Below are 24,412 nucleotides of genomic sequence, written 5' to 3' on the forward strand. Positions count from 1 at the left end.
GCCCTATTCGGTCTCGTCGCGGGGCAGGCGGTCGTCTGGTACACTGGGCAGTTCTACGCGCTGTTCTTCCTTCAGAACATCCTGCGGGTGGACCTGTTCACCGCCAACGTCCTGATCGCATGGTCGCTGATCCTGGGCACCGGCGGTTTCATCGTCTTCGGCACGCTGTCGGACAAGATCGGGCGAAAGCCGATCATCCTGGCCGGTTGCCTGATCGCGGCTGTGTCGTACTTCCCCGTCTTCAAGCTGATCACGGCGACCGCCAACCCGATGCTGCATCAGGCCCAGCAATCGACGCCGGTCACGGTGATCGCCGACCCTAACGACTGCTCGTTCCAGTTCAATCCGACCGGCACGTCCAAGTTCACCAATTCGTGCGACATCGCCAAGGCGTTCCTGGCCCGGAACTCGGTCAACTACTCGATCGAGAGCGGTCCTCCCGGCAGTGCGGCGGTGATCCGGGTCGGCGGTGCCGGCAGTGCGGAGTTCACCGCCTACGATGCGGCGAAGCTGAGCGGCGACGCGGCCAAGTCGACGCCAGCCGCCTTCAACAAGTCGGTCGGCGACGCGCTGGCCGCCGCCGGCTATCCGACGGCGGGCAATCCGGAGATCGTCAAGCTGTCCGGCTTCTTCGACATCTTCCGCGCCCAGCCCTTCACGCTGGTCCTGGTGCTGACCTTCCTGGTGATCCTGGTCACCATGGTCTACGGACCGATCGCGGCGGCGCTGGTCGAACTGTTCCCGACCCGCATCCGCTATACCGGCATGTCGCTGCCCTACCATATCGGCAACGGCTGGTTCGGCGGCCTGATGCCGGCGACGGCCTTCGCCATGATCGCGCAGACCGGCGACATCTATTACGGGCTCTGGTATCCGATCGTCATCGCCGTGATGACGCTGGTGATCGGCGCTCTCTTCCGGCCGTAAACGAAGAACCGGTATATCTTCTCCGACGCCAAGCAGTAACTATCGCCGCTTCATCATGACGAGGCCGCCGGGAGCGATCCCGGCGGCCTTCGTTATTCTTCGGGTGAGCCTCTCCGGTTACAGCTTTGTCACCGCAGCGTATGCGGAGCGTTAACCCGGCGCTGCAAGACTGGGGACTTCGCGGTTTCAGGATTTGGGCATGTCGGAAGCCGGAGTTTCGCCCGTTATGGAACGGCCCGCTGCGGACGGCGGCGAGTGGCACAAGCTCGAACTGTGTCCAGGTTCCGACCGTCTGGTCATCGTGTTCTCCCACATCAACGAGAAGCCGGGACGCTTCTCGTTCTACGGGACGTTCCGGGATATCGCCGTCAACAAGCTGTTCGTGAACATTCCCGGCAATCGCTGGTACCAGGACGGCATTCCCGGCATCGGCGACGGGATCGAGGCCGCCGCCGACGGCATCCGCATCGTCATGCAGGATGTAGCGCCGCGTTCCGTCATGTGCGTCGGCAACTCGATGGGCGCGTATGCGGCCCTGCTGTTCGGGACGCTGGTCAATGCCGACCACATCCTGGCGATCGGGCCGGAAACCCTGCTGAAACTGCCCGGCAGCCGGAGCCGCGCCTATATCGGCAGCCGGCCCGACACGGGCTTCGACGACCTGCTGCCTTTCCTCGGCCTGCCTTCCGCCGGTCGGAAGACCGATATCATCTTCGGCGAGTCCGACCTGATCGATGTCCACTGTGCCCGGCGCGTTGCTCATCTGGAGGGCGTCAATGTGCGGAGCCTGCGCGGCGTCGGGCACGAGGTGCCGGCCATGCTCCATCGCTTCGAAGCCTGGAAGCCCCTGATCGACGGCTATGTCCGCGACGGCACGCTGCCCTCGATGCTGCCGCTGGAAGGCGGCCTGTTCGAGGCCGGCGATGCGGCGGATGCCCTGCTCGACGGACGCCGGCTGCGCGTGGCGGGGATGATGAAGGAGGCTCGGGCACGGCTGCGCCGCTGCCTCGTCCTCCACCCGGATGCCGACGCGGCCCATGACGACATCGGCCTGATCGACCAGCAGGAAGGCGCCTTCATCAAGGCGGAGGCCGCGCACCGGCGGGCGCTGAGGCTGGCTCCCGACCGGGCGATCTACCATCTGCATCTCGGCATGGCGCTGGCCCGGCAGGGCAGGGACGAGGAGGCGGAGGAAACCCTGACCGCAGCCCTCTCGGATGCTTCCGGCAGCGCTGCGGTCCACCATCAGCTGGGGCTGCTGTACGCCGGGCAGGGACGGCATGGCAGGGCGGAGGCGGCGCAGCGCGCCGCCATCGCATCCGCCCCCCGGCACGCCCATTTCCACCATCATCTGGCGCTCGCCCTGGACGCCCAGGGCCGCTTCGAGGAAGGCTTGGCGGCCCATGCCGAGGCCCGTTCGCTGAACCCGCGCAATCCGGAGCTTGCCCGCTGCCTGAGCGAGGCGGAACGGCGGTCAGGAGCCGGGCGGCAGGGCCGCTGGGGTGAGGCTGGAGTTTTCGCCGGGTAATTCATACCGAGCGCCGAAGAAGTTGCCTCGTGAAGACGTTTGCGCCGTAGGTCGGTCTAAAGCGAAGCGGCAGCCGACAAGCAGGCGCGTCTATGTCGGCTGCCGCTTCGCTTTAGACCGACCTACGCGGCAACTTTAGTTTTACATGTCAATTTCTCCGGCGCTTGGAATCAGTAGGATGAGACGCCTTCCACCTTGGCCCCGTACCGGGTGTAGATCTGGATGGCGCGGCAGGTCATGCCGTCGTTCTCGACCACCAGCTGGCCGGGCTGGCCGGCCAGCCGCATCCAGGCGATGTAGCGTGAAATCCTGTCGTTCGTCGTGTCGAGGATTTTGGTATAGTAAAGTTCCGTGACGCTGTCGGCGGCGATGCCGGCGCCCTGCAAGGCTCCGGCGGTGCGGTCGTTGCAGCGATGGTTGGTGAACTGGTCCAGACGCGCTTGATAGGCCGGATCGGTCGCCGCCTGCTGCGGCGGGTTCAATCCGGCACAGGCCGTCAGCATCGCGGCGCCCACCAGCAGGGGGGCCGCTTTCTTGAGGCCATGTTTCATTGGCTTGGTCCTTGGATTTTCGGATCGTACGCTTTCGATATGGGGGTCGAGGCCGCGGGAATTGATTATCCGGGCGTGGTATGACCTGACGTCCCGAACCTTGGCGGAAGGGCACGGTGCCGCATCGACAGCGTGCGGCTGGCGGCGGTATGGAAACGCGCCTTTCAGTTGGGAAACAGCCGCCATGGACGATACCGCCAGCACGACCGACCGCTACACCAGCTTCGCCGGGATTGACTGCACGGCCAACAGCCTGCGTCTGGTGGAAGCGATCCGCCGGCACATCGACGACCCCACCAAGACCAACAAGTTCTGGGAAGCCTTCAAGGTCAAGCTCGCCCATGCTGAGTTGGAGCCGGCCAAGCGCAAGGCCGATCAGCTTTGCCTGCTATGCTCCCACGTCTGCTATCTCGATGAGTTGTTCGAAGAGCACGGCGACAAGGAAGGACTGGAATTGCTACGGGTTCTGGAAGTCGAGTGCTGCTGATCCAATCCGGATCGGCGGGGCCGATCCGGATTGGACGCAAGCGAATGTTGCTGGCTCGCTGAAAGCTATTCGGCCGTCAGGCTCGATCCGACAACGCCGGAGCCGATTTCCAGTGCAACGCCCTTGGCTGACGGCTTGCAGTCCGGATGCCCCCAACCGCTCGGGCTCGTGAAGACGCCCTGTGACAGAATGATATCGTATACGATGGCGTCGGTACCGGCGGAGCTTACGCCGGCAGGGCCGGTCCCGTTCTTGTCAAGGCCGAGCGCCTTCCGCAAGCGCCAAGCCACATTGTGGTCGGCGCAGGAGCTATCGCCGCTGACGCCAAGGCCCCCAACCACCTTTCCGGCACTGGTATAGAGTCCAAGACCGCCGCCGAACACGTTGATGCCGCCAACCTTCTTGCCGACCATGCCGTCCTGCGGCGTTCCGTAGTTTTTCGGGTCGCCCTTGTAGGCGGCTTGCGGATCGACGGGGTTGCTTTCCTGAAGGCCGAACAGCGATCCGCCCGGCTGTACCGCTGTATAAAGATTGGCGGTTGAAAGAGCTAGGCCGTCCAGGCTGAAGGCGTTGGCTGTGTGGGCTTTCTGGGCGGAAATGACGCGGCTGCCTGGCCACTGGTCCTCGCGGTCGGCGCCGGAGAAGGCGACGGCGCAGACGAAACCGTCCCGATCCACGATCGTCGCCCACATCTGCAGGTCGAACCCGCCATTCCTCTTGGCTGGCGCCACCGATGCCTTGAGGGCTTTCAGGAGTGCGGTGTGATTGGGAAGGCCTTTGCAGCCTCCTGGCGAGAACGATTGAGAATTTGGCGGATCAGGAGTTTGGTCGTCCGCCCCGTTTTTGGCATATCCGGGAGATGCACAGAGTACTGAAGCTACAGCCAAGCAAAAGCCAAAGAGCACTTGCCTTTTCATTGTCCGTTCCCTTGGGTGGTTAGTTGATTGTCCGAAGTGCTTTCTGCGAGGACCCAGCATTATTGATGGCGTGATCGTAGTTGGTGGTTCGGCAATTCAAGAATGCCAGCGTTTTCTATTAATCACATCTGCTGTGAAGATGACGAACTGTATTTATTTCTAATCCGAGATAAACAGAGCTAAACCATGCAGAAAGTTGTTGCTTATTTTACACGAAATTTCGGATAACAATGGTCCGTGCGACAGTCATCGATGGTGATCGTCGGCTTGATGTGTGAAAAAGGCTGGGTTTCTCGCCCTGCAACCCCGCCGGACTCTACGTCAGCCCCCGACGCCCTCGACCACGCCGTTCGGCGCTCCTGCTCCACCGGTCTCCTCCCCCCCCTGCGTGAACAGGTAGGGCACGAAGCTGCGGTGGTGTTCGTTGACCGTCAGGTGGCTGCCGATCGGGGGGAAGGCGCGCTGCTGGCAGTCGGCGCGCTCGCAGATGCGGCAACTGACGCCGATCGGCACGGCGGCGTCGGCGTTGCTGGTGTCCAGCCCGGCGGAATAGACCACCTCCGACGCATAGGCCGCTTCGCAGCCAAGCCCGATGGCGAACTGACGGGTCGGCTTCAGATAGGCGCCGGCGCGCTTGGTGACGCTGCGCGCGACGCAGATATAGGCGACGTTGTCCGGCATCCGGGCCAGCTGGACCAGGATCTTGCCCGGCTGGGCGAAGGCCTCGTGGACGTTCCACAGCGGGCAGGCTCCGCCGAAGCGGGCGAAGTGGAAGCGGGTGGCGCTGTGGCGCTTGGTGATGTTGCCCGCCATATCGACGCGGACGAAGTAGAACGGCACGCCGCGCGCACCCGGCCGTTGCAGGGTGCTGAGCCGGTGGCAGACCTGTTCGAAGCTGACGCCGAAGCGGCTCTGCAACTGCTCGATATCGTGGCGGACGGCGCGGGCCTGGGTCGCGAAGGCGCGGTAGGGCATCACCAGCGCGCCGGCGAAATAGTTCGCCAGCCCGACGCGGCAGATGGATTTCGCGTCCTCGGTCGTGAAGTTCGCTTGGCCGATCAGTTGCTCGATGGCGTCGCTTTGTCCCAGCAAAGCTATCTGATGCGCCAGATGAAAGGCGCGGCTGGGGCCGCTCAGCAGGGCCGACAGGTACAGCGTGCCGCTGGCCTTGTCGTAGATCCGCATCGCCGACTCGCCGTCGTGGTCGGCGATGATCTTGACGCGGACGTCGTGCCGGTCCTTCAGGTGCCGCATCAGGTCAACCTGCATGTCGGCCGGACGGAAACCCTCCTGTTCCGACAGCTTTTCCGCCGCTTCGTCGAGCGGGCCGACATAGTTGTTGGAGTAGTGGAAGTAGTCACGCACTTCTTCATAGGGGAACTGCGGGCCGGCCAGCGCCTGTCCCCGCTCGTGGCTGGACAGCGTTTCAGCCAGCGACTGCACCCGCTCCTGGAGCTTCTGATAGGCGTGGTGGAGGACCAGGGCGCGGCGCGCCAGTTCGGGCGAGGCGGCGGTGGCGTTGCGAAGCTCGGCGGTGCCGGGAGCGCCGCCGGTGAACAGCGGATCGGCCAGCGCTTCCCGCAGGTCGGAAACCAGACGCGCTTCCTCGTCCTCGACGAACGTGGCAAGATCGATCTCGAAGATGCTGGCGATGCGCAGCAGCACCGGCAGCGTCAAAGGCCGCTGGTTGTTTTCGATCTGGTTGAGGTAACTTGGCGACAGCTCGAGCTGCTTCGCCAGCGCGGCCTGGGTAAGGGCGCGCTGCTCGCGCAGGCGGCGCAGCTTGTAACCAAGAAACAGCTTCTTTTGCATACTCGTCTATGTCTAAAAATTCGCAAACTTCGCAAGGTGATTGTCGTTCCTGGCGAAGTAGTTTGCAAGTTCGCTCTTTTGTTAACTGACAAACGTTGCATGCCTGCCAAGGATGCAAATAAGGTGCGCTGCCGTTCTGAGAAGCCGATGACGGCTCTGGTGCGCGTGCGTTCAGGTGGCGGGTAGTACGGGGGAAACGACGGATCATGCAGGAAGTTCTTGCGAGGCTCGAACAGATGCGCGCCGCGGCGCGGGCCGGCGGTGGTGAGCGGCGGGTCGAAAGCCAGCACGCCAAGGGCAAGCTGACCGCCCGCGAGCGCATCGAGCTGCTGCTGGACGAAGGCTCATTCGAGGAATGGGACATGTTCGTCGAGCATCGCTGCGCCGATTTCGGCATGCACGAGCAGAAGGTCCCCGGCGACGGCGTCGTCACCGGCCACGGCACCGTCAACGGCCGTCTGGTCTTCGTCTTCTCGCAGGACTTCACCGTGTTCGGCGGCTCCCTGTCGGAAGCCCACGCCGAGAAGATCTGCAAGGTCATGGATCAGGCGCTGAAGGTCGGCGCCCCGGTGATCGGCCTGAACGACAGCGGCGGCGCCCGCATCCAGGAAGGCGTCGCATCGCTCGGCGGCTACGCCGAGGTGTTCCAGCGCAACGTGATGGCGTCCGGCGTCGTCCCGCAGATCTCGCTGATCATGGGTCCGTGCGCCGGCGGCGCCGTGTACTCACCGGCCATGACCGACTTCATCTTCATGGTGAAGGACAGCTCCTACATGTTCGTGACCGGTCCCGACGTGGTCAAGACGGTGACCCACGAGATCGTCACCGCCGAGGAACTGGGCGGCGCCGTCACCCATACCGCGAAGTCCGGCGTCGCCGATCTGGCGTTCGAGAACGACGTGGAAGCGCTGCTCCAGACCCGGCGCTTCATCGACTTCCTGCCGCTGTCGAACCGCGAGAAGCCGCCGGTCCGGGTGACCGCCGATCCCGCCAACCGTGACGACTTCTCGCTCGACACGCTGGTCCCGGCCAACCCGAACAAGCCCTACGACATGAAGGAGCTGATCCTGAAGGTCGTGGACGAATCGGACTTCTTCGAGATCCAGCCCGACTACGCGAAGAACATCCTGACCGGTTTCGCCCGCATCAACGGCGGTTCCGTCGGGATCGTGGCGAACCAGCCGATGGTGCTGGCCGGCTGCCTGGACATCCAGTCCGCCATCAAGGCGGCCCGCTTCGTCCGGTTCTGCGACGCCTTCAACATCCCGATAGTGACCTTTGTCGACGTTCCGGGCTTTTTGCCGGGTACTTCGCAGGAATACAACGGCATCATCAAGCACGGCGCCAAGCTGCTGTTCGCCTATGCCGAGGCGACCGTTCCCAAGGTCACCGTCATCACCCGCAAGGCCTATGGCGGCGCCTACGACGTCATGGCGTCCAAGCACCTGCGCGGCGACGTCAACTATGCGTGGCCGACCGCCGAAATCGCGGTCATGGGGCCGAAGGGCGCCGTGGAGATCATCTTCCGCGCCGACATCGGCGATCCGGAAAAGATCGAGCAGCGCACCGAGGAATACCGCCAGAAGTTCGCGACCCCGTTCGTCGCCGGCAGCCGCGGCTATATCGACGACGTGATCATGCCCCATGGGACCCGGCGCCGCGTCTCCAGGGCTCTCGCCATGCTGAAGAACAAGCAGCTCGAGAATCCCTGGAAGAAGCACGACAACCTCCCGCTCTGAAGGCGCCGCCACCATGTTCACAAAGATCCTGATCGCCAACCGTGGTGAAATCGCCTGCCGCGTCATCAAGACGGCGCGGCGCATGGGCATCAAGACGGTCGCCGTCTATTCCGAAGCCGACGCCAACGCGCTGCATGCGGAGATGGCCGACGAAAAGGTGCTGATCGGCCCCGGCCCGTCCGCCCAGAGCTACCTGGTCGCCGACCGCATCATCGAAGCCTGCAAGCGCACCGGCGCCCAGGCGGTCCATCCCGGCTACGGCTTCCTGTCGGAAAAGGCCGAGTTCTGCGAAGCGCTGAAGGCCAACGGCATCACCTTCATCGGTCCCGACGTCCGCGCCATCGGCGCGATGGGCGACAAGATCGAGTCGAAGAAGCTGGCGCGCGATGCCGGCGTCAACACCGTCCCCGGCTATCTCGGCGTCATCGCAGATGAGAACGAAGCCGCCCGCATCGCCAGCGGCATCGGCTATCCGGTGATGATCAAGGCGTCGGCCGGCGGCGGCGGCAAGGGCATGCGCGTCGCCTGGAACGACGAGCAAGCCCGCGAAGGCTTCCGCTCCGCCAGCAACGAGGCGCGCTCCAGCTTCGCCGACGACCGCGTGTTCGTCGAGAAGTACATCGAGCAGCCCCGCCACATCGAGATCCAGGTGCTGGGCGACAGCTTCGGCAATGTTCTGTACCTGGGCGAGCGCGAATGCTCGATCCAGCGCCGCCACCAGAAGGTGATCGAGGAGGCGCCGAGCCCCTTCATCGACCCCGAGACCCGCAAGGCGATGGGCGAGCAGGCCGTCGCCCTGGCCAAGGCCGTGGAATACAAGTCGGCCGGCACGGTCGAGTTCATCGTCGATGCCAACCGGAACTTCTACTTCCTGGAGATGAACACCCGGCTTCAGGTCGAGCATCCGGTGACCGAGATGGTCGTCGGGCTGGATCTGGTCGAGCAGATGATTCGCGTCGCCGCCGGCGAGAAGCTGAAGTTCCAGCAGAGCGACATCGAGCTGAACGGCTGGTCGATCGAGGCGCGCGTCTATGCCGAGGACCCGACCCGCGGCTTCCTGCCCTCCACCGGCCGCCTGACCCGCTACATCCCGCCGGCCGAGGACGAGCATACCCGTGTCGATACCGGCGTCTATGACGGCGGCGAGATCAGCATGTTCTACGACCCGATGATCGCCAAGCTGGTCAGCCGGGGCGCCGACCGCAACAGCGCCATCCACCACATGCGGGAAGCGCTGGACAAGTTCCAGATCCGGGGCGTCGCGCACAACATCAGCTTCCTGTCGGCGCTGATGAACCACTCGCGCTTTGTCGAAGGCCGGCTGACGACCAACTTCATCGCCGAGGAGTTCCCCGACGGCTTCCATGGCCTGTCGCTCGATACCGACACCAACGAACGCCTGATGGCGGTGGCTGCCGCCATCCAGCTTCAGGTCGAGCAGCGGGCCGGGACGATCAGCGGCCAGCAGGCCGGGGGCCGTCACAAGGTGGCGCGCGACTGGGTGGTGCGTACCGAGCGGACCAACCATCCCTGCACGGTCGAGGCGTTGGACGACGGCTACGACGTGGTGTTCGGCGGGAAGCGCTTCGAGGTTCGCGGCTCGTGGGAGATCGGCCAGCCGCTGTGGAACGGCACGGTCAACTACCGCCCGCTGTCGATCCAGCTCGACCGTCTTGGGACCGGCTATCGCCTGATCCATGCCGGCGCCGAGATGAAGGCGCAGGTCCTGTCGCCGCGCGCCGCGCAATTGGCCGACCTGATGCCGGTCAAGCTGCCGCCCGACATGTCCAAGTTCCTGCTCTCCCCGATGCCGGGCCTGCTTGCCCGCGTCGCGGTCGAAGTGGGTCAGGAGATCAAGGCAGGCCAGGAACTGGCCGTCGTCGAGGCGATGAAGATGGAAAACCTTCTGCGCGCCGAGCAGGATGGCAAGGTGGCGAAGATCCATGCCGAGCCGGGCAGCAGCCTTGCGGTGGATCAGATCATCATCGAGTTCGCCTGATCGCTGAAGTGTAGAGCAAGGGGTTTCTCCATGACGTCTCATTCCGCGACCCATCCGACGCTGCTGGACACGCTGGCTCCCGGCAACAGCCTGATCCGGTCCGCCGGCTTCGCCATCGCCGGCAGCCTGCTGCTGGCGCTAGCGGCCAAGGCCCAGGTCCCGTTCTGGCCGGTGCCGATGACCCTGCAAAGCCTTGCCATCATGATGATCGGCATGGCCTATGGCAGCCGTCTCGCGACGGCGACCGTCCTGCTTTATCTGGCCGAAGGTCTGGCGGGTCTGCCGGTCTTCGCCGGGGCGGGCGCCGGTTTCGCCTATATGACCGGTCCGACCGCCGGCTATCTCGCCGGCTTCGTCATGGCCGCCGGTCTGATCGGCTGGCTGGCCGAACGCGGCTGGGACCGCAGCCCGGTCAAGGCGCTGGTTGCCATGTCGGTCGGCCATGTCCTGCTGTTCGTCCCCGGCGTCGCATGGCTTGCGGTGCTGTTCGGCGCCGAGAAGGCCATCGCCGTCGGGCTGACGCCCTTCATCGCCGCGACCCTGCTGAAGACCGCCCTGGGTGCGGCCCTGATGCAGGCGTCCTGGGCGGTGGTTGCCCGCCGGTCGCAGGGCGGCATCGGCGGTTGACACCTGTTAAACTGACACCTGAATCCTGTTGTTAGAACGAAGCTGGCCCCGGAGGTATTGTCCCATGGTTGATTTCCCCAAGAAGACGCTGGCCGACTGGACCACGCTGGCAACCAAGGACACCGGGGGCGCCTCGCCGGACACCCTCGTCTGGAACACGCCGGAAGGCATTCCCGTCAAGCCGCTCTATACGGCGGACGATCTGGCGGGGCTGGAGCTGGAAACGCTTCCCGGCTTCGCGCCCTATACCCGTGGGCCACGGGCGACCATGTACTCCCACCGGCCCTGGACGATCCGGCAATATGCCGGTTTCTCCACGGCGGAGGAGAGCAACAAGTTCTACAAGGCGAACTTGGCTGCCGGTCAGATGGGCCTGTCGGTCGCCTTCGACCTCGCGACCCATCGCGGCTACGACAGCGATCATCCGCGCGTCGTCGGCGACGTCGGCAAGGCGGGCGTCGCGATCGACAGCGTCGAGGACATGAAGATCCTGTTCGCGGATATCCCGCTGGACAAGATGACCGTGTCGATGACCATGAACGGCGCCGTGCTGCCGGTGCTGGCGGGCTATATCGTCGCGGCGGAAGAGCAGGGCGTCAGCCAGGACAAGCTGGCCGGGACCATTCAGAACGACATTCTGAAGGAGTTCATGGTCCGCAACACCTATATCTACCCGCCCGAACCCAGCATGCGGATCGTCGCCGACATCATCGAGTACACGGCGCTGAACATGCCGCGCTTCAACTCGATCTCGATCAGCGGCTACCACATGCAGGAAGCCGGCGCCACCGCCGTGCAGGAACTGGCCTTCACGCTGGCCGACGGTCTGGAATACGTCCGCGCCGCCAAGTCCAAGGGCCTGAAGGTCGATCAGTTCGCTCCGCGCCTGTCGTTCTTCTTCGCGATCGGCATGAACTTCTTCATGGAGATCGCCAAGCTGCGCGCCGCCCGGCTGCTGTGGGCGCGGCTGATGGAGAAGAATTTCGAACCGAAGGACGCCCGCTCGCTGGCGCTGCGGACCCACTGCCAGACTTCCGGCGTGTCGCTGACCGAGCAGGACCCCTACAACAACATCATCCGGACCACGGTCGAGGCGATGGCCGCCGTGCTCGGCGGCACCCAGTCGCTGCACACCAACGCCTATGACGAGGCGCTGGGCCTGCCGACCCAGTTCTCCGCCCGCATCGCGCGCAACACGCAGCTCATCATCGCGGAAGAGACCGGCATCCCGCACGTGGTCGATCCGCTGGGCGGCTCCTACTACATCGAGGCGCTGACCAACTCGCTGGCGACCCACGCGCAGGCCCTGATCGACGAGGTCGAAGGCCTCGGCGGCATGACCAAGGCGGTCGAGAGCGGCATGCCGAAGCTGAAGATCGAGGAAGCCGCCGCCCAGCGTCAGGCCCGGATCGACCGGGCCGAGGAAGTCGTCGTCGGCATCAACAAGTACCGGGTCGCCAACCCCGAGAAGGTCGATGTCCTGAGCATCGACAACACCGCCGTCCGCGAGCAACAGGTGGCGCGTCTCCAGCAGATCCGCGCCAGCCGCGACGAGGCGGCATGGCGGGCGTCCCTAGACGCGCTGACGGCGGCGGCGCGGGACGGTTCCGGCAACCTGCTCGATCTCGCGGTCAAGGCGACGCGGGCACGGGCGACGGTCGGCGAGATTTCCGACGCGCTGGAGGCGGTGTTCACCCGCCACCGTGCGGTCATCCGCTCGGTCAGCGGCGTCTATGGTGCTGCCTATGAGGGCGATGCGGGCTTCGCGGCCATCCAGAAGGAGGTCGCCGACTTCGCCGAGGCCGAAGGCCGCCGGCCGCGCATGCTGGTGGTCAAGATGGGCCAGGACGGTCACGACCGGGGCGCCAAGGTGATCGCGACCGCCTTCGCCGATATCGGCTTCGACGTCGATGTCGGACCGCTGTTCCAGACCCCGGAAGAGGCGGCGCGGCAGGCGATCGAGAACGACGTCCATGTCATCGGCGTGTCCAGCCAGGCCGCCGGTCACAAGACTCTGGTCCCGTCGCTGATCGAGGAACTGAAGAAGGCGGGTTCGGACGACATCATCGTCGTCTGCGGCGGCGTCATTCCGCCCCAGGACTACGACTTCCTGCGCGAATCCGGCGTTGCTGCGATCTACGGTCCAGGGACCAACATTCCCAAGGCGGCCCACGAGATCCTAGGCATCATCCGGGACTGAATTCGGGAGCAGGACAGCCTGCGGCATAACGCCAGGACGGCCCGCGCTTGCGGCATCTCAATGATGTCCGGGCGCGGGCCGTGGCATTTTCGGGCATCGCTTGTGTGCCCGGAGACCCGATATGCGTTTCGCCCTGACCAGCCTGGACCTGGAAACCGTCACCCCCCATGCCGGCCGCTGCCGTAGCTTCCTGGTCTATGAAGCCGAAGCCGGTACCGAGCCGGTCAAGGTAAAGGACCTTCACCTTGCCGAAGACCAGATCTTCCACGTCTTCGAGAGCGACGGTCCGCATCCGCTGGACGAGGTCAAGGTGGTCATCACCGGCAATGCGCGGGAGAAGTTCATCAAGAAATGTGCGTCACGGGACATCCAGGCGGTGCTGACTTCCGAGACCGATCCTGTCGCCGCCATCAAGGGCTTCTTCGCCGGCACCCTGCCGGCTCCGGCCCTACTTCCGGAGAAATGCGACCACGACTACTGATCGGTCGGTTGGCCGGTTAGTCGTTCAGGTGGTCGTCAGCAGATTCGTGGCAACTGTTCGCCCGCCAGCCAATCGACGATCCGCTTGCCGCCGAACGTGGTCTCCAGCTGGACGAAGCGGTGGCTGTCCTCCCGCACGGTGCCGATGATCGACGCATCGGCGCCGAGCGGATGACTTTTCATGACATTCAACAACGTTTCGGCATCTTCGGGCGCGCAGATCGCCACCAGCTTGCCCTCGTTCGCGACGTAGAGGGGATCGAGGCCCAGCAGCTCGCAGGCGGCGGCGACTTCCTCCCGAACCGGAACGGCGGCCTCATTCAGAACCATGCCGACGCCGGACTGATGCGCGATTTCGTTCAGCGTGGTCGCCAGTCCGCCTCGGGTCGGGTCGCGCATGACGTGGATGCCGGGCACCGCCGCGACCATGTCGGCGACAAGGCCGTGCAGCGCCGCGCTGTCCGACAGGATGCTGGTTTCGAAGCTTAGCCCCTCGCGGGTGGACATAACAGCGACGCCGTGGTCGCCGACCGTGCCGCTGACCAGAACGGCGTCGCCCGGACGGGCTCGGTCGCCGGACGGGCTGACCCCAGGCGGAACCACGCCGATGCCGGTCGTATTGATGAAGACGCCATCGCCCTTGCCGCGCTCCACCACCTTGGTATCGCCGGTGACGATGGCGACTCCGGCGGCCCGCGCGGCTTCCGCCATCGCCGTGACGATGCGGTCGAGGTCCTTCAGGGCAAAGCCTTCCTCGATGATGAAGCCTGCCGTCAGATAGAGCGGCTTGGCGCCGGCCATGGCGATATCGTTGACCGTCCCGTGGACCGCCAGCGAACCGATATCGCCGCCGGGGAAGAACAGCGGCGAGACGACATAGCTGTCGGTCGTCACCACCATCCGCCCCGCCGCAACCTCGAACATCGCCTGATCGTTCCGCTGCTCCAGCAGCGGGTTGGCGAAGGCCTTGACGAAAACCTCATCGACAAGCTGAGCCATGGCCTTCCCGCCGCTGCCATGACTCATGTCGATCCGCCCGTTCTTCAGGTCGAGCTTGCGGGTATAGGGCTGGCGGTTGGTCATTGCTTGTCTGCCATGATGGGAGCATCGCGCCAGCGGCCGTAGAGGTAGTAGGCGGCGCAGGAGCCTTCGGGGGAGACCATGCAGGAGCCCATGGGGTTTTCCGGGGTGCAGACGGTGCCGAAGATCTTGCAGTCGAGCGGCTTCTTGGCGCCGCGCAGGATCTTGCCGCAGGAACAGGCCTTGTTGTCGGCTACTGGCGTGTAGCGGAGCTGCCAGCGGCGCTCGGCGTCCCAGTCGGCGAAGGCTTCGCGGATCTGTAGCGCGCTGTCGGGGATGGTGCCGAGTCCGCGCCACTCAAAGCTGTCGCGGAGTTCGAAGACTTCATCGACCAGGGCTTGCGCCTTGGCGTTGCCGTCGCGCGTCACCGCGCGGCTGAACTGGTTCTCGACCTCGCAGCGGCCTTCGTTGAGCTGGCGGACCAGCATCAGGATCGACTGCATGATGTCGAGCGGCTCGAAACCGGAAACGGCGATGGGGCGGCGGTAGTCGCGGGCGAAGCGCTCGTAGGGGGCGGAGCCGATGATCGTGCTGACATGACCGGGGCCGATGAAGGCATCGACGCGGACGGCGCCGGAGGATGCCACCTCCGGACTGTCCAGGATCGCCTGAATGGCCGACGGCGTCAGGACATGGTTGGCGAAGACGCTGAAGTTGCGAAGGCCGAGTGCCGCCGCCTGCTTGATCGCGACGGCCGAGGTCGGCGTCGTCGTCTCGAAACCGATGGCGAAGAAGACGACTTCGCGGCCGGGGTTCTCCTGGGCCAGACGCAGCGCATCGGCGCTGCCGTAGACCATGCGGATATCGGCGCCCTGGGCACGCGCCTTGGTCAGGCTGGTGCGGTCGCTGCCCGGCACCCGCATCATGTCGCCATAGGCGCACAGGATGACTTCCCCACGGCGGGCGAGGTCGATCGCCATGTCGAGCCGGCCGATCGGCAGCACGCAGACCGGGCAGCCGGGGCCGTGGATCATATCGACGTTGGCGGGCAGCAGGTCTTCGATGCCGTAGCGGCAGATCGCGTGGGTATGGCCGCCGCAGAACTCCATGATGGAGTACCGGCGGGAGGGATCGGCCTCCGCCGCGATGGCGGCGGCGATCCGGGATGCCAGCGCGCCGTCGCGGTACTCGTCGACGTATTTCATGCCGCCGCACCGGCATCCAGCGACGTCAGCAGCGCCAGCGTCCGTTCCGCCTCAGCGGGATCGAGCTTCGACAAGGCGTAGCCGACATGGACGATGACGTAGTCGCCGACTTCGGCGTTCTCGACCAGGGCGAGCGAAACCTGCTTGCGGACTCCGCCCAATGTCACCGTGGCGGAGTCATCGTCATGGATTTCAGTGATCCGGGCGGGCAGAGCGAGACACATGGGAGGCTTCCTTACGCGGGGACCGAAGGAGACGATGGCTGGTGCGACCCGAGCCAATCGTACCAGCGGTCGAGCCCGGCGCCCGTGGTCGAGGACAGCTCGATCACCTCGAGGCCGGGTTTGACCTGCCAGGCGCCTTCGATCAGCCGGGGCAGATCGAAGCTGAGATGCGGCAGCAGATCCGTTTTGTTGACGATCATGAGGTCGGCGGTGGCGAACATATCAGGATATTTTAGCGGCTTGTCCTCCCCTTCCGTCACCGAGATCACGACGACGCGCTTCGACTCGCCGAGATTGAAACCGGCGGGACAGACTAGATTGCCGACATTCTCGATGAACAGCACCCCGTCACGCGGGGCCGGTTGCACGCCGAGCGCCTGGGTCACCATCTGCGCGTCCAGATGGCAGCCTTTGCCGGTGTTGACCTGGATGGCGGGAACGCCGGTCGCCCGAATGCGCTCGGCGTCGAAATTCGTCTGCTGGTCGCCTTCGATGACGGCCATGGGCCGGGTTTCCCGGAGGTCGGTCAGGGTGCGGACCAGCAGCGTGGTCTTGCCGGAACCGGGGCTGGACATGAGGTTGAGCGTCAGGGTGCCGGACGCCGCGAAGAGCTGGCGGTTGACGGCGGCGAAGCGGTCGTTCTTCGCCAGGATGTCCTGCTCGACCTTGATCAGCCGGCTCGGCTGAATGTCGCGGTCGTGGGAATGGCCGTGGTGGCGATGAGTGTGCCGCGTCACCGTACCGTCCGGGCCGACATGTTCATGCTCGTGCTCGTGCTCGTGCTCATGTCCTTCGATCCGGGTCTCGCCGGGGCCGCAGCCGCAGACCGTACACATCACGAAACCTCCAGTTCATCGACACGCAGTTCGTCGCCGCCGACGACCATCAGTTGATGGCTGCCGCAGCTCGGGCAGGGCTGTCCCCGCGCCGGGATTGTCACCGTGGAAGAGCAGGCCATGCAGAAGGCCTGTCCGGGCGGCTGGTCTATCTCCAGCACAGCACCGTCTGCGACGGTGTCGCGGGTCACGACGTCGAAGCCGAAGCCGATCGCCTTGGGATCGACGTGGGAGAGGGCGCCGATGCTGAGCCGCACCTTCGTCACGCGGCTGAAGCGGTCGGCGGCGGCTCGCTCCTCGATGATGTCGAGGATGCCCTGGCACAGCGACATTTCATGCACCGGCATGCTCCTCGATCATGACGCGGCATGGCACGCAGGGGTCCAGCGCCGCGATCAGCAGATCCGCCCGGCGCCGGAGATCGTCGCAGGCAGGCAGGCCGACGAGGCCGCGCACGAGCGCACCCTGGGGATGGAAGTTCCATTCGTTCGGTGCGACGGTCCGGAAATCCCTGACGATGCCCCGGTCGAGGGCAATCCAGTGGGCCAACCTTCCCCGTGCGGTGTCCGTCAATCCGGCGCCCGATCCCGTCGGCTCAGACGGAGTTTCGCTGGGATGCTCGGGCGACAGGTAGCCGGACAGGGCGGCGAGGCGGGCCGGCAGGCTTGCCAGTTCCACCAGCTTGGCGGTGAAACGCGTCAGAAGGCCGTTGCCGTGGCGCCGTTTCAAGTCGGCGATCAGCGGCGTGGACGCGATGCGGTGCGCAGCACCGGTTTCGGCCGGCTTGCCGTCGAAGTGCGGCAATTGGGAGAAGTCCGGAGCCGAGGTCAGTTGCTCCGCGAACCAGCCGGGCAGCAGATCGGGCAGCGCCGCGACGCCGCTCCGGCCGAAGCCCGCCGTGTCGTCGGCGATGATGCGGGCGATCAGCCGGGATGCGGGATTGGCGTGACGCTGCGCCCAGCCCTGAAGGTCGTCCGCGTTTCGGAGCCTGGAAAAGCCGTCTCCGATCAGCCTGTCGATCGCTGCGGAGAGGTGCAGGCGGGTGTCGCTCAGCTTTTCGGCGTCGGGCAGCAGCATCCCGCCGCCGGGCCGTGTCCAGTCGCGGGCGGGATAGAGGGCGGGAGCGAGCGCAGATGTCGCCTTGCGGAGCGGCAGGAGCAGGCCGTGGTCGGGAGAAGCGCCGCCGAGGCGGGGCCATTCCATGGCGATCTGCCAGCCATGGCTGTCCGCCATTTCCCCCAGGATCAGGATCTCGCGCGCCGCCCGCTGGGCAGCCGAGGGCGTGACGCCGGCAGCCGATTCGCAGGCATTCGCGGCGGCGACGCCCTGGGCGATGCCGCACAGGCTGAACAGCATCGGCACCAGCGACAGCGCCTCTCCCATCGGGCGGCCCGTCAGCATCGAACCGACGCCGGTCGTGCGGGTGGAGCGCAGCCGGACGTCGGCGACGGTCGCGTCGACCACCAGGATCCCGACGGCGAGCTCGCCTTCGATACCGGAGAGAGCGGTCATGGCTCAGCTTCCAAAGCTGCCGCGCAGCAGGTGGCGGCGGCTGACTTCCGCCGGCGGCGCCGGCGGGGGCAGGGGAGATGGCGGAGGTGCTTCGGGTTCGGCGGAGTCTTCAGGAGCGAGCAGGGCTCCCATCGCTGCCTCGGCAGCTTCGATCACGGCTGCCTGTTCCTGGAACTCGAACATCGGGGAGAAGAGCGAGCAGTTGAGGATCGTGCCGATACCCTCGATATGGCCGGCGACGAACTCGTAGCTGCCGGACGGCAGGACGCGGGTGACCTTGATGCCGTCGCGGATGCCGTTCCAGGCGCCGGCTTCCAAAGGAGCCAGCACGGCGTTCATGAACCAGGGAGTGGCGACGATGCCGAGCCAGCCGTCGCCGAACCGCTGGAAGCCGACGGCCACCACGTCGAGGCGGTGGTTGTAGACCGGCAGGTCCGCCATCCGGGTCGTCGCGATGTGCCGGTACGCGGCGGCCAGCGAATCGGCGGGGCTGGAATCGGCATCGGTAGCCGGGAGGTCGCCGAATGCCAGGAAACGATGCTTCTCGCCGTCGCAGGTCGGGCAGCGCCAGTCGTCGGGCAGCGCCGAAAACGGCGTGCCGGCGGGAACCTGCGCCACTGCGTCGCCCTCCGCCGGATCGTAGCGGGTCCAGCAGACGCCGCATTCCATGACGGTGCCGGCGTGGGGCTCCGTCATTGGAAATAGGCCTCCAGGATTTCCCCAAGTCGTTCCGCGCTGTCCTGGAAATCCTCGTCGGCGGCGCGGAGCGACACCGGGACGTCGCCGACTTCCAGGGTGTCCAGGATGATCGTGTCCATCGCGTTGAGGTACTGGACGCTCCAGACGTGGCGCTGGCCGGTCAGGGTGACGCGGCAGGTGCCATAACCGCGCGAGACGGCCTGGACGGGACCGAGGTTCAGCGTCCGCTTCAGGAAGCCCATGTCCACCTCGTTCATCGGGAACAGGGTGAAGCTGATGACATGGTTGGGCTGGCCCGGACGGTATGCCGCCGTGCGGGCGCGCAGCTCGGCCAGGACCGGCATGACGTTCATGCAGCCGGCGGGAGGATCGCCGATGACCAGTTCCGGCCGCGTCGCTGCCGTCGCGGCGGCGCGGACGACGCTGGGCACTTCGGCGACTTCGATATGGTCGCCGATCGGCTTTCCGGCTTGGTCGAACGTCTTGACGCGCCAGACGCCGGGCAGCACGGATTCCTGGATCTGGTACTCGGCGACGCCCGATACGATCATGCCGACCTCACCCTCGCCGAGCGCGTCGTCCAGCAGGGCCAGGGCCGCTTCGTCCAGGTGAGCGACCGGGAACAGCGCGGGTTCGGCGCCGGCGGAAAAGCCGGCGAGCGCTTGGCGCACCTGCTCCAGAAGGGATGCTACTTCCTGAAGACCGGCGGCGGCTCCCGGCAGGGTCAGGCGATCGACCCGGCGGACGGCTGGCGGCATCTGGAAAAGTTCGACCGTTTCCGCTGAAGGGCCGCCCAGGAAAACGCCGGTCGGCTGCTCTTCGTCTTCACATTTCATGGGGTGGCGCATGATGGTCGGTCCCGTCGAATGGCTGAGTGAAGAAAAAGGATCAGGCGGCGGCCAGGAAGCCGCGCGTCTTTTCGATGTAGACCTGCCAGTCCTGGATGCGGGGAATCAGGCCGATGAATTTGCCCCGGCGCAGATAGACGAGCGTCGGGACGACCAGCACGCCGAAACGGGGCTTCAGCACCTCTTCCGCCGCCTGATCGACGATGCCGACCCGGAACTGGCCAGGAAAGACGGAAGACATCTCGCGCAGGACGACGGCGACGTCGTTGCTTTCCGGCCGCTGGCGCGGGTCGCCGGTGAAGAACAGGACCACCATGCCGTCGAGCGCCAGGAACTCGTCCACGTTCTCCGTCGTGACGACGGGACAGCCTTCGATCCCGATCAGTCGCTCGATCACAGGATTTGCCATCAGGCCGGTTCCTTCGCATTCGGTTTCAGGTGGTCGGGAAGCTGCGGTTCGCGTCCGATCAGGTCGGCGAACAGATGCTCGAAAGGATCGCCCCGGCTGACCGCCTCGAGAGCGTCGAGCGCGTCGTTCAGCAGCGGGACCTCGACCGGGTCCAGCGTGCGGATCGCGGTGTCGACATGGACCATGACCCAGGCGTCCACCGGCTGCTCGCCGGTGAGCAGAAGGCTTACGCGGCGCTCCTCGCCGCGACCTTCGCACAGAGCGGTCAGTCCATTCGTAGAGCGTATCCGCATGGGGACGCCGATGCACATCGGTGCGGGTCCTCTCAGCCGAAGAAGCGGGAGTCGCCGACGCGGCACGCGTCGTCGGGGGAAGGGCGGCCGGCTTCGTAGTCGCCCAGTGCAATGCCGCCGTGCAGCAGCGGCGCCGGTGCTCCGGATCGCGGACTTGCCGGGTAGCCCCAGTCCGCCAGCTGGCGGCACGCGACGGCAAGGGCCGGTTCGACCTGTGCCCGCACCGGATCGGTCAGGCTGCCGCCGTAGTCTTCCAGTTCCTCGGCCTGGACACCGATCAGCAGGATATCGTCCAGGACGCCGCCCAGCAGTTCGGCGGCGCTCAGCACGTCCTGGAAGCCGGTTTGGTGCAGGCTCATCTTCTTGGCGCCGGTGAATTTCGGCACCTCGTCGCCGCGCACCAGCTTCAGCGTGCCGGGCGGCTCGCCATAGTCGATGGCGTCGAACACGATCACGCGTTTCGCCGCCTGGACGTAGTGGACGAGGTAGAGGCCCTGCGTGCCGCCGTCCATCACCAGAATTTCTTCGGGGAAGCTCCAGCGGCGGTGGAGTTCTTCCACGCAGCGCACGCCGAAGCCCTCATCGGCCCACAGGATATTGCCGATGCCGAGGACGAGGACGGGGCGCGCCGCATCGATCGTCACTTGCCGTCATCCTTGAACATGCGCCAGCCGCTGACCATGGTGCTGATCATGCTCTGCCGGCTCATGATGTCCTCGCGGACGGCGGCGTAGACGTGGATCATTACGAAGACGATGATCGCCCACATTCCCAGATGATGGATCGTGTGGAGGTTCTGCGAATTGCCGGTCAGCGGGATGACCAGGTCGTATGCCATGTCGAACATGCTGCCCCTGCCGGCGCCTTCCGCATACAGCGCCATGCCGGTGACGATCATGAAGATGCTGCCGACGCTGTAGATCGTCACCATGGCAAGCTGCGCCAGCGGATTGTGGCCGACATATTTCTTCGGATAGTCGCGCAGGAAAGCGTACCACTGCGCCTCGATCAGCACCTCCCGCCAGAACTTGGCTGACCAGAACGGCAGGACGAACATCTGCCGGGCGTGGACATTGCCGGCGAAGGCCCAGTAGATCCGCCCGATCATGCCGGCGGCCATAATGAAGCCGGCGGTGAAATGGGCGAAGCGGATATACCCCATGAGGTAATGGGCGCTCGCCTCGCCCGGCAACGAGGGCAGCGGCGAGGCGATGAAGTAGCCGGTGACGGCGAGCACCAGGATCGCCGCCACATTGACCCAGTGCCACAGGCGCACCGGCCACTCATAGACGTAGATGGCGGTCTGGCGGACCTGGAGGTGGTGCTCGGCGGTGCCGAGATCGGCGATCTCGTCGTCCGCCGATCTCTTGTCTACATGGGCTGTCATGGCGGCGATCCTTCTCCGGTCGGCTCAGCGCACGGTGACGCGGGTGACTTCCTGTCCGTCCGGCGCCATCACGTGGGTGGAGCAGGCGAGGCAGGGATCGAAGCTGTGCAGCGTGCGCAGGATCTCCAGCGGCTGGTTGGGGTCCGCCACCGGCGTATCGAGCAGCGACGCTTCGAACGCGCCGATATTGCCCTTGGTGTCGCGGGGAGATCCGTTCCAGGTGGTCGGCACGACCGCCTGATAGTTGGCGATCTTGGTGTCCTCGATCCTGATCCAGTGACCGAGCGCGCCGCGCGGCGCTTCGGTGAAGCCGACGCCCTTGGCCGATTTCGGCCAGGACGAGGGTTCCCACTTGGCGGTGTTGGCCGTGCTCTCGTCGCCCGACTTGATGGTGCGGATCAGCTTGTCCTGATAGTAGCGCATCTTCTCCGCCGCCCAGCCGCATTCCAGCCCACGCGCCGCCGTGCGGCCGAGGGTCGAGAACAAGGCTGTGACCGGAACGTCCAGCGCCTTCAGCAACTGGTCCACCGGCTCCTTGAACTCCGGCTTGTTCTGGGCATAACCGATGACGTAGCGGGCCAGCGGGCCGACCTCGACGGCGTGGCCCTTCCAGCGCGGCGACTTGATCCAGGAGTACTTGGCGCCTTCGTCCACCGCCTCGATCCTGGTCTTGGTGCCCTTGGCATTGGGGCCGAGCACGTAGTTCGGCTCGGTCACGCCGTCCCAGGGGTGGAGGCCCTTGGACTCGTCGGCGTATTTGTACCAGGAGTGGTTGACGAATTCCTGGACCTGATCGGCGGCGGTCAGGTCGACTTCGTGGATCTCGTCCAGCTTGCCGTTGAGGATGACGCCGCGCGGGAGCTGGAGGCTCTTGTCGGAGTAATCGTTCGCGCGTTCCGGAATGTCGCCATATGACATCAGCGACGTGCTGGAGAGGCCGCCGCCATAGAGCCAGCCCTTGTAGAAGCCGGCAATGGCGACGAGGTCGGGGATGTAGACCTGATTGACGAAGTCGATCGTCTGATCGATGATCGAGGAAACGAGGTTCAGGCGCTCGATGTTGATGGCGCCGACGCCGCCATTCCCGTCGATGTTGATCGGGCAGGGGACGCCGCCGACCAGCCAGTTGGGGTGAGGGTTCTTGCCGCCGAAGATCGTGTGGATCTTGACGATCTCCTTCTGGAAATCCAGCGCTTCGAGGTAGTGCGCCGTCGCCATCAGGTTGGCTTCCGGCGGCAGCTTGTAGGCCTCGTGCCCCCAATAAGCGTTCTTGAACGGGCCGAGCCGGCCGCTTTCCACGAACTTGCGCAGGCGGGCCTGGACGTCGCGGAAGTAGCCGGGCGACGATTTGGGCCACGAACTGATGCTCTGCGCCAGCTCCGACGTCGCCTTGGGGTCGGCCTTCAGGCCGGAAACCACATCGACCCAGTCGAGCGCGTGCAGATGGTAGAAGTGGACCAGATGGTCGTGCACATACAGCGTGAGCTGCGTGATGTTGCGGATCGTGTTGGCGTTTTCCGGGATGCTGATGTTCAGCGCGTTCTCGACCGCGCGGACCGAGGTCAGCGCGTGGGTGCCGGTGCAGACGCCGCAGATCCGCTCGGTGAAGGCCCAGGCGTCGCGCGGGTCGCGGCCCTTGAGGATGACTTCGAGGCCGCGCCACATCGTGCCGGTCGAGACCGCGTTGCGGATGACGTTGTTCTCGTCGACATTGACCTCGACCCGCATATGGCCTTCGATCCGGGTGACGGGATCGACGACGACCCGGCGGCCGCTGTTGTCGAGGGAAAATCCATTCGGCGTGGAAACGGTGACCATCGCGCTGTTCCTTTAGTCCTGCGGCGTCCCGCTCGGGGGGACGCCGGATGTCATGTGTGGCGGTTGAGGACTGGGGATCAGTCGCGGGAGGCGGTGGAGGGAGCAGGGGCCTGGGTTTCACCGGACTTCATGCGGGCACGCTTGACGGCGCCGACGGCGGCATGGGCGGCGATGCCGGTGCCGACGACCCCGGCGACCGTGCCGCCGATCTGGTCGGCGTTCGCCTCGATCCCGAACTGCTTGACGTTGGTCAGGCGGTCATAGAACGGACCGTTGTCCCAGAAGCCGTCTTCGGAGCAGCCGATGCAGCCGTGACCCGACTGGATCGGGAAGGAAACGCCGCCATTCCAGCGCGTGGTCGAGCAGGCGTTGTAGGTGGTCGGACCCTTGCAGCCCATCTTGTAGAGGCAATAGCCCTTCTGGGCCTGCTCGTCGTCCCACTGCTCGACGAACTGGCCGGCGTCGAAGTGCGGGCGGCGGTAGCATTTGTCATGGATGCGCTGGCTGTAGAACATCTTGGGCCGGCCCTGGCGGTCCAGCTCCGGCATCTTGTCGAAGGTCAGGATGTAGCTGACGACGCCGGTCATGACCTCGGCGATCGGCGGGCAGCCCGGCACCTTGATGATCGGCTTGTCCAGGATGACTTCGTGGACGGGGGTCGCCCTGGTCGGGTTGGGCTTGGCCGCCTGGACGCAGCCCCATGATGCGCAGGAGCCCCAGGAGATCACGGCCATCGCATCGGAGCAGACTTCGCGGAGCTGCTCGACGAACGGGCGGCCGCCGACGATACAGTACATGCCGTCTTCGTTGAGGGGCGGATTGCCTTCCACGGCGGCAATGCACGGCTCGGAATTCAGGTTAACGCTCATTTAATCTGAAGCAGCTTGAGCAGGA

General features: G+C 65.4%; 25 protein-coding genes. 8 read left to right on the forward strand and 17 right to left on the reverse strand.

All coding sequences use genetic code 11. The features are described from left to right. Together AC5JJ6_RS11930 and AC5JJ6_RS11935 are read left to right on the forward strand one after the other, a co-directional pair. A partial coding sequence (locus tag AC5JJ6_RS11930; RefSeq protein ID WP_496042241.1) for an MFS transporter occupies window positions 1-927 on the forward strand: 927 nt, incomplete at its 5' end. 199 nt (window positions 928-1,126) lie between these two features. Next, window positions 1,127-2,455: an alpha/beta fold hydrolase gene (locus AC5JJ6_RS11935; RefSeq protein ID WP_496042242.1), complete on the forward strand. Its 1,329-nt coding sequence runs from the start codon at window positions 1,127-1,129 to the stop codon at window positions 2,453-2,455. Window positions 2,456-2,625: 170 nt separating this feature from the next. Here the strand turns inward: AC5JJ6_RS11935 and AC5JJ6_RS11940 are convergent, their stop codons facing one another. After that, complete coding sequence (locus AC5JJ6_RS11940) at window positions 2,626-3,006, reverse strand: hypothetical protein (RefSeq protein WP_496042243.1); 381 nt, start codon at window positions 3,004-3,006, stop codon at window positions 2,626-2,628. 184 nt (window positions 3,007-3,190) lie between these two features. Between AC5JJ6_RS11940 and cowN the strand changes: the two genes are divergently transcribed. Continuing rightward, window positions 3,191-3,493, forward strand: a complete 303-nt coding sequence (gene cowN / locus AC5JJ6_RS11945) for a N(2)-fixation sustaining protein CowN (RefSeq protein ID WP_496042244.1) — start codon at window positions 3,191-3,193, stop codon at window positions 3,491-3,493. A gap of 65 nt (window positions 3,494-3,558) precedes the next feature. Here cowN and AC5JJ6_RS11950 read toward each other — a convergent pair whose 3' ends face one another. Both AC5JJ6_RS11950 and AC5JJ6_RS11955 read right to left on the reverse strand, forming a co-directional pair. Further along, a complete protein-coding gene (locus AC5JJ6_RS11950; protein WP_496042245.1) occupies window positions 3,559-4,470 on the reverse strand; it encodes a GlcG/HbpS family heme-binding protein in 912 nt (303 codons plus the stop codon). 261 nt (window positions 4,471-4,731) lie between these two features. Next, on the reverse strand, window positions 4,732-6,222 hold the full coding sequence (locus AC5JJ6_RS11955; protein WP_496042246.1) for a helix-turn-helix domain-containing protein: 1,491 nt from the start codon (window positions 6,220-6,222) through the stop codon (window positions 4,732-4,734). Window positions 6,223-6,428: 206 nt separating this feature from the next. Here AC5JJ6_RS11955 and AC5JJ6_RS11960 point away from each other — a divergent pair, with 206 nt between their 5' ends. The 5 genes from AC5JJ6_RS11960 (at window position 6,429) to AC5JJ6_RS11980 (ending at window position 13,268) form a co-directional block, all read left to right on the forward strand. Beyond that, window positions 6,429-7,961 (forward strand): acyl-CoA carboxylase subunit beta, encoded by a 1,533-nt coding sequence (locus AC5JJ6_RS11960; RefSeq protein ID WP_044431012.1) that lies wholly within the window; start codon window positions 6,429-6,431, stop codon window positions 7,959-7,961. A gap of 13 nt (window positions 7,962-7,974) precedes the next feature. Then, window positions 7,975-9,960 carry an acetyl-CoA carboxylase biotin carboxylase subunit gene (locus AC5JJ6_RS11965; protein WP_496042247.1) on the forward strand — a complete coding sequence of 662 codons (1,986 nt, stop codon included), beginning with the start codon at window positions 7,975-7,977 and terminating at the stop codon, window positions 9,958-9,960. Window positions 9,961-9,990: 30 nt separating this feature from the next. Then, window positions 9,991-10,587, forward strand: coding sequence for a biotin transporter BioY (locus tag AC5JJ6_RS11970; RefSeq protein WP_496042248.1), 597 nt, complete (start codon window positions 9,991-9,993; stop codon window positions 10,585-10,587). Window positions 10,588-10,651: 64 nt separating this feature from the next. Next, window positions 10,652-12,787: a methylmalonyl-CoA mutase gene (scpA, locus tag AC5JJ6_RS11975; protein ID WP_496042249.1), complete on the forward strand. Its 2,136-nt coding sequence runs from the start codon at window positions 10,652-10,654 to the stop codon at window positions 12,785-12,787. A gap of 121 nt (window positions 12,788-12,908) precedes the next feature. Beyond that, window positions 12,909-13,268 carry a NifB/NifX family molybdenum-iron cluster-binding protein gene (locus AC5JJ6_RS11980; RefSeq protein ID WP_496042250.1) on the forward strand — a complete coding sequence of 120 codons (360 nt, stop codon included), beginning with the start codon at window positions 12,909-12,911 and terminating at the stop codon, window positions 13,266-13,268. Between the two features lie 35 nt (window positions 13,269-13,303). On the opposite strand, the gene hypE is transcribed toward AC5JJ6_RS11980, so the two are convergent. The 14 genes from hypE to AC5JJ6_RS12050 all read right to left on the reverse strand — a co-directional run bounded on the left by hypE (window position 13,304) and on the right by AC5JJ6_RS12050 (window position 24,387). Further along, window positions 13,304-14,350 (reverse strand): hydrogenase expression/formation protein HypE, encoded by a 1,047-nt coding sequence (gene hypE, locus AC5JJ6_RS11985; protein ID WP_496042251.1) that lies wholly within the window; start codon window positions 14,348-14,350, stop codon window positions 13,304-13,306. Continuing rightward, entirely contained in the window at window positions 14,347-15,492 is a 1,146-nt protein-coding gene (hypD, locus tag AC5JJ6_RS11990; RefSeq protein ID WP_496042252.1) for a hydrogenase formation protein HypD, read from the reverse strand. Before hypD ends, hypE begins: the two co-directional genes overlap by 4 nt. After that, entirely contained in the window at window positions 15,489-15,716 is a 228-nt protein-coding gene (locus AC5JJ6_RS11995; protein WP_496042253.1) for a HypC/HybG/HupF family hydrogenase formation chaperone, read from the reverse strand. Before AC5JJ6_RS11995 ends, hypD begins: the two co-directional genes overlap by 4 nt. An 11-nt stretch (window positions 15,717-15,727) precedes the next feature. Then, window positions 15,728-16,552: a hydrogenase nickel incorporation protein HypB gene (gene hypB, locus AC5JJ6_RS12000; protein ID WP_496042254.1), complete on the reverse strand. Its 825-nt coding sequence runs from the start codon at window positions 16,550-16,552 to the stop codon at window positions 15,728-15,730. Further along, complete coding sequence (gene hypA / locus AC5JJ6_RS12005; RefSeq protein ID WP_496042255.1) at window positions 16,552-16,899, reverse strand: hydrogenase maturation nickel metallochaperone HypA; 348 nt, start codon at window positions 16,897-16,899, stop codon at window positions 16,552-16,554. Before hypA ends, hypB begins: the two co-directional genes overlap by 1 nt. After that, window positions 16,886-18,064 (reverse strand): nickel-dependent hydrogenase large subunit, encoded by a 1,179-nt coding sequence (locus AC5JJ6_RS12010; protein WP_496042256.1) that lies wholly within the window; start codon window positions 18,062-18,064, stop codon window positions 16,886-16,888. The genes hypA and AC5JJ6_RS12010 overlap by 14 nt, the downstream gene beginning before the upstream one ends. A 3-nt stretch (window positions 18,065-18,067) precedes the next feature. Beyond that, on the reverse strand, window positions 18,068-18,760 hold the full coding sequence (hybE, locus tag AC5JJ6_RS12015) for a [NiFe]-hydrogenase assembly chaperone HybE (protein ID WP_496042257.1): 693 nt from the start codon (window positions 18,758-18,760) through the stop codon (window positions 18,068-18,070). Further along, the gene (locus AC5JJ6_RS12020) at window positions 18,757-19,599 is read right to left on the reverse strand and encodes a hydrogenase expression/formation protein (RefSeq protein ID WP_496042258.1); all 843 of its coding nucleotides are present in this window, start codon (window positions 19,597-19,599) and stop codon (window positions 18,757-18,759) included. The genes hybE and AC5JJ6_RS12020 overlap by 4 nt, the downstream gene beginning before the upstream one ends. Window positions 19,600-19,651: 52 nt before the next feature. Further along, complete coding sequence (locus AC5JJ6_RS12025) at window positions 19,652-20,020, reverse strand: hypothetical protein (RefSeq protein WP_496042259.1); 369 nt, start codon at window positions 20,018-20,020, stop codon at window positions 19,652-19,654. After that, entirely contained in the window at window positions 20,020-20,331 is a 312-nt protein-coding gene (locus tag AC5JJ6_RS12030; protein ID WP_496042260.1) for a HypC/HybG/HupF family hydrogenase formation chaperone, read from the reverse strand. Before AC5JJ6_RS12030 ends, AC5JJ6_RS12025 begins: the two co-directional genes overlap by 1 nt. A gap of 14 nt (window positions 20,332-20,345) precedes the next feature. Beyond that, window positions 20,346-20,957, reverse strand: coding sequence for a HyaD/HybD family hydrogenase maturation endopeptidase (locus AC5JJ6_RS12035; protein WP_496042261.1), 612 nt, complete (start codon window positions 20,955-20,957; stop codon window positions 20,346-20,348). Then, entirely contained in the window at window positions 20,954-21,700 is a 747-nt protein-coding gene (gene cybH, locus AC5JJ6_RS12040; RefSeq protein WP_496042262.1) for a Ni/Fe-hydrogenase, b-type cytochrome subunit, read from the reverse strand. The genes AC5JJ6_RS12035 and cybH overlap by 4 nt, the downstream gene beginning before the upstream one ends. A 24-nt stretch (window positions 21,701-21,724) precedes the next feature. Next, on the reverse strand, window positions 21,725-23,518 hold the full coding sequence (locus tag AC5JJ6_RS12045) for a nickel-dependent hydrogenase large subunit (protein WP_496042263.1): 1,794 nt from the start codon (window positions 23,516-23,518) through the stop codon (window positions 21,725-21,727). Window positions 23,519-23,595: 77 nt separating this feature from the next. Next, window positions 23,596-24,387, reverse strand: a complete 792-nt coding sequence (locus AC5JJ6_RS12050) for a hydrogenase small subunit (RefSeq protein ID WP_496042264.1) — start codon at window positions 24,385-24,387, stop codon at window positions 23,596-23,598. Window positions 24,388-24,412: the final 25 nt, after the last annotated feature.

This window comes from Skermanella sp., assembly GCF_059503625.1.

What these genes read in the sequence shown, in the direction of transcription:
- scpA (WP_496042249.1), top strand. Translation starts at nt 10,652, where the DNA reads ATGGTTGATTTCCCCAAGAAGACGCTGGCCGACTGGACCACGCTGGCA.
- AC5JJ6_RS11980 (WP_496042250.1), top strand. Translation starts at nt 12,909, where the DNA reads ATGCGTTTCGCCCTGACCAGCCTGGACCTGGAAACCGTCACCCCCCAT.
- AC5JJ6_RS11955 (WP_496042246.1), bottom strand. Translation starts at nt 6,222, where the DNA reads ATGCAAAAGAAGCTGTTTCTTGGTTACAAGCTGCGCCGCCTGCGCGAG.
- AC5JJ6_RS11950 (WP_496042245.1), bottom strand. Translation starts at nt 4,470, where the DNA reads ATGCTGGGTCCTCGCAGAAAGCACTTCGGACAATCAACTAACCACCCA.
- AC5JJ6_RS12050 (WP_496042264.1), bottom strand. Translation starts at nt 24,387, where the DNA reads ATGAGCGTTAACCTGAATTCCGAGCCGTGCATTGCCGCCGTGGAAGGC.
- AC5JJ6_RS12020 (WP_496042258.1), bottom strand. Translation starts at nt 19,599, where the DNA reads ATGAAATGTGAAGACGAAGAGCAGCCGACCGGCGTTTTCCTGGGCGGC.
- cowN (WP_496042244.1), top strand. Translation starts at nt 3,191, where the DNA reads ATGGACGATACCGCCAGCACGACCGACCGCTACACCAGCTTCGCCGGG.
- hybE (WP_496042257.1), bottom strand. Translation starts at nt 18,760, where the DNA reads ATGACGGAGCCCCACGCCGGCACCGTCATGGAATGCGGCGTCTGCTGG.
- AC5JJ6_RS11960 (WP_044431012.1), top strand. Translation starts at nt 6,429, where the DNA reads ATGCAGGAAGTTCTTGCGAGGCTCGAACAGATGCGCGCCGCGGCGCGG.
- AC5JJ6_RS11995 (WP_496042253.1), bottom strand. Translation starts at nt 15,716, where the DNA reads ATGTGTCTCGCTCTGCCCGCCCGGATCACTGAAATCCATGACGATGAC.
- hypA (WP_496042255.1), bottom strand. Translation starts at nt 16,899, where the DNA reads ATGCCGGTGCATGAAATGTCGCTGTGCCAGGGCATCCTCGACATCATC.
- cybH (WP_496042262.1), bottom strand. Translation starts at nt 21,700, where the DNA reads ATGACAGCCCATGTAGACAAGAGATCGGCGGACGACGAGATCGCCGAT.
- hypD (WP_496042252.1), bottom strand. Translation starts at nt 15,492, where the DNA reads ATGAAATACGTCGACGAGTACCGCGACGGCGCGCTGGCATCCCGGATC.
- AC5JJ6_RS11965 (WP_496042247.1), top strand. Translation starts at nt 7,975, where the DNA reads ATGTTCACAAAGATCCTGATCGCCAACCGTGGTGAAATCGCCTGCCGC.
- AC5JJ6_RS12010 (WP_496042256.1), bottom strand. Translation starts at nt 18,064, where the DNA reads ATGACCGCTCTCTCCGGTATCGAAGGCGAGCTCGCCGTCGGGATCCTG.
- AC5JJ6_RS12045 (WP_496042263.1), bottom strand. Translation starts at nt 23,518, where the DNA reads ATGGTCACCGTTTCCACGCCGAATGGATTTTCCCTCGACAACAGCGGC.
- AC5JJ6_RS11935 (WP_496042242.1), top strand. Translation starts at nt 1,127, where the DNA reads ATGTCGGAAGCCGGAGTTTCGCCCGTTATGGAACGGCCCGCTGCGGAC.
- AC5JJ6_RS12025 (WP_496042259.1), bottom strand. Translation starts at nt 20,020, where the DNA reads ATGGCAAATCCTGTGATCGAGCGACTGATCGGGATCGAAGGCTGTCCC.
- AC5JJ6_RS12030 (WP_496042260.1), bottom strand. Translation starts at nt 20,331, where the DNA reads ATGTGCATCGGCGTCCCCATGCGGATACGCTCTACGAATGGACTGACC.
- AC5JJ6_RS11970 (WP_496042248.1), top strand. Translation starts at nt 9,991, where the DNA reads ATGACGTCTCATTCCGCGACCCATCCGACGCTGCTGGACACGCTGGCT.
- hypB (WP_496042254.1), bottom strand. Translation starts at nt 16,552, where the DNA reads ATGTGTACGGTCTGCGGCTGCGGCCCCGGCGAGACCCGGATCGAAGGA.
- AC5JJ6_RS11940 (WP_496042243.1), bottom strand. Translation starts at nt 3,006, where the DNA reads ATGAAACATGGCCTCAAGAAAGCGGCCCCCCTGCTGGTGGGCGCCGCG.
- hypE (WP_496042251.1), bottom strand. Translation starts at nt 14,350, where the DNA reads ATGACCAACCGCCAGCCCTATACCCGCAAGCTCGACCTGAAGAACGGG.